Source organism: Veillonella sp., assembly GCF_015058545.1.
Taxonomy (GTDB): Bacteria; Bacillota; Negativicutes; order Veillonellales; family Veillonellaceae; genus Veillonella_A.
Map to the genome: position 1 here is coordinate 1 of NZ_SVCB01000096.1, position 6,703 is coordinate 6,703.

Here is a 6,703-nt window from a genome sequence, read left to right on the forward strand (position 1 = left end):
CCGCCCGGGCACATACAAAAGCTATACGCCGTACGGCCTGTTTCTTTATCATGGTAGACAACAGAGTATTCCGCCGCCCCCAGGCCCAATTCAGCGGGCTCAATGCCGTACTGCGAAATATCGATCATGGACTGCGGATGCTCGATACGCACGCCTACGGCAAAGGGTTTGCTTTCCATGGCAATGCCCGTATTATAAAGCATCTCATACGTATCGCGAGCACTGTGACCCACACCGGCCAATACCAGGCTCGTAGGAATTATTTCTTCATCATTCACTTCAACGCCTACCACCTGATTATCTGCCAGTTGAAGTTTGGTAAGTTTCGCACCGAAGCGAACGTCACCGCCCCAGGCGATAATCTGCTCGCGCATGGCTTTTACCATGCCACGCAGTACGTCCGTCCCTACATGAGGCTTATGTTTATAAAGAATCTCTTGCGGCGCCCCGAATTGCACAAAATATTTGGCGATTTCATGGAGTCGCGGATGGGTAACGCGGGTGGTTAATTTACCATCCGAGAAAGTACCGGCACCGCCTTCACCGAATTGTACATTCGATTCCGCTTTGAATTCACCGGTTTGCCAAAACGTTTCCACATCTTGCGAACGTTGATCGACGTCTTGGCCGCGCTCCAATACAATGGGGCGATAGCCTTCACGGGCGAGGTAAAAAGCTGCCAACATACCGGCCGGACCAAAGCCGACCACCACCGGGCGCTCTTTTAAAACCTGCTCGCCATGTACAATCGGCTCCGGTTCGATAGGCTCCATGGTGCTCACATTTTTATCACGGCCAAGCTTTTTCATAACCGCCGCTTCGTTCTGCACCGCCACGAACAAGGTATACACGAAGGTAATATGCGGTTTTTTACGAGCATCTACGGCTCGTCTCACTACATGAATCTCTTGAATCTGATCTTTTAAGACAGGAAATTTATGAACAAGTAAGGCTTCCAGGGGATTTTTATTTTTTACATCCACTCGAAAATTAATTATTCTGAGCATTAGTGTCTCCTAAATATTTTTTGACGATTTCTACAATTACGTGCACTCTCGCCGGAGTTGCCGTATAGTTTTCATTCGATACTAAATCATAGTCCCCTTCAATATTGGCAACTTGGCCGTTAAGCGGAATGTCGATGGTACGAATTTCGGTGAGGTCTTTAATGACCCCTTCTTTGCCGCTCACAAGAACTTGTTGCGGCTCTACGGTAACGCTCTTAACGGCATACTCATTGCTCAAGGTACCGGTTAAATTGGCCACGGCCGGTAAGTTTTTCTCAAAACGAATCTGCTCCAAGTCAATTTGAGCCTGCCCTTGGCGCGGCGTAATTGTTACATTGTCTACCGCCTTGCCCGCTGTATCAACAGCCACCATCATACCGGAGGCAGTAAAATCAGCACGGCGATCATTCATTTTAACGCGCAGTACCACATGGGCTACCGCATCAACTTGCTGTTTCGCACCACTTACGGTTACCACTTTCGGCACCGTGTTAATGGATTTAATGGCCACGTCTTCCAGAACTTTACCGAGCTGTTGTACCTCTACGGGCACTTCACGCAAGGTATATTCATCCACGTTTACATTCACCGAATCCGGCGTCATGCTCACGAGGCTCACCCCGGAAGGCGGGGTAAACTGCACCTGAATATTTTGCTGCCCCGGTGCCACATCCCCCATATCCATATACGCTTTAAGGGTGCTTTGATTAATAGCTAAGATGGAATTACGCGGTCCGCGCAAGTGGATATGCACTTCCGACGGAATATTTTCAACAACATACTGGGAGTTCAAATTCTGCATTTGCACCGGCACGGTGTAATTAATATCCACAATCGGATTTTGTTCCTTCATTACAAAGAACCACAATAAAATGGCACCTAAGAGGGACAAAATTTTAGCCATCCAATGGCCTTGAATTTTATGAATAAAACGCATCATTTTTTAGCCCTCCATTTCTTCAAGAAGGACAACGCGTTCTTAGGACGTTCCATGAAGGCACGCAAGGATTCGCGCAATTGTTCTTCCGGTAAATGACGGTAAATATGACCGCCGTAAGTATAGGAAATTTTACCGGTTTCTTCACTCACAACGAGTACTACCGCATCAGCCTGTTCACTGAGGCCTATAGCCGCACGGTGACGCGTCCCCAATTCAGTACTTAAGGAGCGATCCTGCGTCAACGGTAACAAACAGCCCGCCGCCATAATGCGGTTGCCGCGAATAACAACGGCACCGTCATGAAGCGGTGTATTCGGAATAAATATGTTATTTAAAAGTTCTCTAGACACCTTACCGTCAATCTCGATGCCCGTATCGATGATTTCGCCGAGCCCCACTTCACGTTCAAATACGATTAACGCACCGATGCGATCACGGGACATGACTTTCGCCGACGCCATTACTTCATTCACTAAAGTATCGATTTCAACTTCACTCACCTCTTGTGATTTTGAAAAAAGTCGTCCACGGCCCAATCGTTCCAACGCACGGCGCAATTCCGGCTGAAATACTACCGGCAACGCAACCAATAAGACCGTCATCCCTTGCTGCAACAACCAGCTGATAACGTGTAAATCAAAGAAACGGCTGGCCACATTAATAAGACCAAGTACGATAAGACCTTTTAACAGCGCCATAGCGCGGGTGTCTCTAATTTGTTTATATAGATAATATAATAAAACCGCTACCGATAAAATATCGACTAAGTCACCGAAGCGGAATGTTTCAATTAAACCTTGCAACTGTGCCATCATATATAACCACTCCTCAGGAGGTTCACAAATAAATAAAGAGTACACTGCGCTGACGCACAGGTACTCTTTTATTTTACCTTATTTTGAGAGTGCTGTAAATTTGATAACCAAGAATTACAGCGGATTATACATTCTGCGTTTCAATCCAAACGTCCAGGTTACCGCCGCAAACCATGCCTTCTTTAACAGCGGCATCATCATTCAAATCAACCATAATTCGACGATGTGCTTCTTTTAACTTAAGAGCCTCTAAGGCACTCAAACGGATTTCGTTTTCCGCCCGACCGCCGCCGATAGTTCCGAAAATGGAACCGTCCGGATGTACCACCATCGTGGTGCCCGCTTTGCGCGGTGTAGACCCGTGCGTCTGCAAAATTGTGGCAATCGCCAAGGTATCTTTCTCATGTCCCTGTAAATAGCGGACAAATTCTCGTTTCATACTTACTTTTCTCCTTCCGATAAGAAACCGCCCTTATGACCACGAGTTACTGCCAGATATTCGCTTACAATAGATAATGCGATTTCTTCCGGTGTTTGTGCCCCCAAAGACAAGCCGATAGGTGCGTAAATTTTATCTAATTCTGTCTGGGTCCAGCCCTCTTCTTTTAATACTTCAAAGGCATGGTATACCCGTTTATGACTGCCCATCATGCCCATATAGGTGGCATCAACCAAATGACGTACCTGATGAAGGCAAATACTGTCGTATTCATGAGCTCTGGTAACGATGATAATGCCCTTATAATTGTTAAGCGGCAATTTCGCTGCCAAATTATTAAAGTCAATGCATTGACGACGAACGCGTTCATCAAAAAAGTCGGGCCGTAAATATTCGGGACGGTCATCGGCTACGGTCACATGGCAGCCGATAAATAATAACATATCCGCAATACAGCGGCTCACATGGCCGGCACCCAGCACTAATACTTCCGGATCTTTTTCAACCGGTTGCACAAAGCATTTCATAGCTCCCAAATTCAATACTTCGGGGCGTTGTTCCGGATTGATGCAGATGCCATCTACCGCATCACCATATACCACTTCGCCTTTTTCACTATACAATACTTTATCTCCTTGTCGTTCACCACTTAAAACAGTCACCATGATTGATTTTTCATCTTGTGACAAACGCTTTTCAATTACATCATATAAACTCATAAAAACCTCAAATTCTACCTTAATGTAAATCTATATCGGACGACATTACTTTATGGCCCGTCTGCTTTTTAGATTCTTCATACAAAAACGCCAGTATAGCTTCCATAACGCCGCCGGCAACCGCCAAGGCTTTATCGGAAATGCTATAACAGTGAGATTTCTCGCAACGGGCGTCCACATCGGCCAATTTAAAGCCCTTCGTTACCATCAAACCGGATGCCAAAACGCCGCGCAAAATGCCGGCAATCTGCGATACAACCGGTGTGCCATCCACAAAACCGATGGTTTCACCGGCTTCCACTTCTTCACCGATATGACGGCGAGCCGTAAACAAGCCGTCGCACGGGGAATGCATAACTCGCTCAATGGTATAACCGCCTACATTACCGGGCACGCCCGTATTCGGTAAGGCGGAACCGTCATAAATACAACGGCCCAACGTGTGACCGCGCATAGTTTCCACTACGACGTCTACATCATCACCGGCGGTGAAGCCCGGTCCGCAACCGATTACCAGCGGCGCATCGTCATTGCGCGTGCCTACATTGCGTTTAGCCAAAATGGCATCCACCACGATATCCGGCTTCAAGGCCTCCAATACTGTTCGGTAGTCCTCAGTCACTACCGGTATTATATCTTCGCCGCGTTCCAAAATAGCTTTAGCTTCCGCCAAAGTTACATGGCGCGCCACGTAACGTTCCAATAAAACTTCCCCGCGATGCACAGCCGCCCCATAACACACCTTGCGACGAATCATCGTAGGAATCGGTAATTCATTAATCACAACAGGAAAACCGGCGCGGCGTAAGCGATACACACAACCGGAGGCAATATCGCCGCCACTGCGCATTAATATTAATGGTTTCATATTTTTCCTCGCCTATTATACAACTGTTCATATTCAAACGGCGTATCTACATCGACGCCGATAGGTTCTGAAATTTCGATAAATTGCACATACTCTTTAGCCGCCCCGCGAATCAGACGGCGACCCCCTTCATCCCCCACTAACTGTTGTAAAGCGTCTTTCCAATCAGGTGAAAAAATAACCGGATTACCCCTTTCTTTATTTGGTCCGTATAAAGGACACAGAATGGGCTTATCGTTTGAGTCAAGTTGACTGTAAACGGCTTGCATTTGCCTTACAGCCTCTTTCGTCATGAGCGGTTGATCCGCCACGGCACAAAGCACCGGTCTTGCAGAATCGGCCAAGGCGGCGATTCCCACAGCCAAGGAACGGCTTTGTCCCGCTTCCGGTTCTTCGTTATAAACAGCAGTAAAGCCACATGCATTTGCTATGCGTGCCGCTTCCTCTGCCCGTTCTCCCCCTATAACTACGATTTGTTTGCCTCCCAAGCCGCTGTATACCTGACAGGCGGCCTCTAAGAGAGTACCTCCGCGCCATGGCAACAAGACTTTGGAGGTCCCCATGCGGCGGCTGAGCCCCGCCGCCAAAATAACTACATCAATTTCCATTGTGTATTCCTAATTATTGCCACTGAATAACACGGGCAATTTCACAGCTGGCTTTATAACCGTCGGCCAAAACAATCATGGAGAATTTGCTGTCCGCTAAGGCGTCAAGGAAGGAATCGATAATGCGATGTTGCACCGTATCATAGCCGGTACAGAATAAAATTCGCTTACCTTGGCTGTACTGGAACAAACCTTGCGGATGCAGTACCAACCGCGCCAACATGGATGGCGTTACTACGGCCCCTTCGGCACGTTCCATAATCTGCGCTACCGCACCTAAATTATGAACATGTTCCTCCGTAAGTTCGGTGCCGAGCATTTGTAAATTGACTACCCCGATGGTAGTCGTCGTTTTGGATGGAATAATCGGTTCCGTCGTTTTTGGTGCTTTCACCCATTTTTCTTTAGCACCGTCCGCTTCAACCAAAATTTGCCAGTTTGGATGTACCATGTACATCGCATCAATAGCCTGGGGCTTCAATGAGGTTACTTTGGTGCCGTCCACACCGCTGAACCAAGCTGCACACCGTCCCCGCTGCATAGCTTTGTGACATGCGTCTTCCGCATCATTAAAATCAGTCCCGTAATAGGGATTCCACAAAGCTACCTGAGATTCATACAGTTTGGTAGTCGTCGTAACTAATGTCGGTTGTCCTATTAAACCTGCATATTCTACCAATTTAGACAATACAGTTGTCTTACCGCCAGCCCCTACAATGGCTGTAATCCCCGGTTCAATCAACGAATTCCAATGTTTAGCTTGAATCATCATGGCCGTTCCTCCTCAGTACGAGCACATTTGGCTCGAAATTAAATACCTACCTTTTATTGTTTCGCCATCAAGGCCTGAAATACCTTTTCTGAAATCATAGGTAATGTAGTTAATTCTGCTCCGCAAGCATTTAAGATGGCCCCTTGAATGGCCGGACAGGATGTGTTAATGACTACTTCGCCGATAGATTTCACACCGAAAGCCCCGGTCGGCTCATGCGATTCTACAAAATCTACATGGAGCGTTCCCATATCGAGGCGCGTCGGAATCTTATAACGCATCAGATTATTAGTTTCTAAACGGCCCGTGCTCGAATAGTTAATTTCTTCCGTCAAAGCCATACCGATGCCTTGCACGATACCGCCTTCCGCCTGCACTTTGGCAAGCTTCGGATTCACCACCGTGCCGCAATCTACTACGGCATAATAATCAAGCGGTGTTACCTGACCCGTTTCCGTATCGACGCTCACTTCCGCAATGCCTACCATGAAAGGCGGCGGCGATGTGTGGCTGCCCCAGGTGGCAAAACCGACGA

The 6,703-nt window shown here is 47.4% G+C and carries 9 protein-coding genes; all 9 read right to left on the bottom strand.

Going from position 1 to position 6,703, the window contains the following annotated elements; genetic code table 11:
* Positions 1–1,007, bottom strand: a 1,007-nt coding sequence (locus E7204_RS06390) for an FAD-dependent protein (protein ID WP_366483591.1), incomplete at its 3' end; no start/stop codon positions are given.
* Positions 991–1,947 (bottom strand): CdaR family protein, encoded by a 957-nt coding sequence (locus E7204_RS06395; RefSeq protein ID WP_295182876.1) that lies wholly within the window; start codon positions 1,945–1,947, stop codon positions 991–993. The genes E7204_RS06390 and E7204_RS06395, both read right to left, overlap by 17 nt.
* Positions 1,944–2,762, bottom strand: a complete 819-nt coding sequence (cdaA, locus tag E7204_RS06400) for a diadenylate cyclase CdaA (RefSeq protein ID WP_295182878.1) — start codon at positions 2,760–2,762, stop codon at positions 1,944–1,946. Before cdaA ends, E7204_RS06395 begins: the two co-directional genes overlap by 4 nt.
* A 124-nt stretch (positions 2,763–2,886) precedes the next feature.
* Complete coding sequence (locus tag E7204_RS06405; RefSeq protein WP_021841592.1) at positions 2,887–3,201, bottom strand: XdhC family protein; 315 nt, start codon at positions 3,199–3,201, stop codon at positions 2,887–2,889.
* A 2-nt stretch (positions 3,202–3,203) separates the two neighbouring features.
* The gene (locus E7204_RS06410) at positions 3,204–3,920 is read right to left on the bottom strand and encodes an XdhC family protein (protein WP_295182880.1); all 717 of its coding nucleotides are present in this window, start codon (positions 3,918–3,920) and stop codon (positions 3,204–3,206) included.
* A 19-nt stretch (positions 3,921–3,939) separates the two neighbouring features.
* Complete coding sequence (gene yqeB / locus E7204_RS06415; protein ID WP_295182882.1) at positions 3,940–4,788, bottom strand: selenium-dependent molybdenum cofactor biosynthesis protein YqeB; 849 nt, start codon at positions 4,786–4,788, stop codon at positions 3,940–3,942.
* Positions 4,785–5,396, bottom strand: coding sequence for a nucleotidyltransferase family protein (locus E7204_RS06420; RefSeq protein ID WP_295182885.1), 612 nt, complete (start codon positions 5,394–5,396; stop codon positions 4,785–4,787). Before E7204_RS06420 ends, yqeB begins: the two co-directional genes overlap by 4 nt.
* 13 nt (positions 5,397–5,409) lie before the next feature.
* On the bottom strand, positions 5,410–6,168 hold the full coding sequence (gene yqeC / locus E7204_RS06425; protein WP_021841596.1) for a selenium cofactor biosynthesis protein YqeC: 759 nt from the start codon (positions 6,166–6,168) through the stop codon (positions 5,410–5,412).
* Positions 6,169–6,221: 53 nt separating this feature from the next.
* Positions 6,222–6,703 (bottom strand): molybdopterin cofactor-binding domain-containing protein (locus E7204_RS06430; protein ID WP_295182887.1); only part of this gene is annotated, 482 nt, incomplete at its 5' end.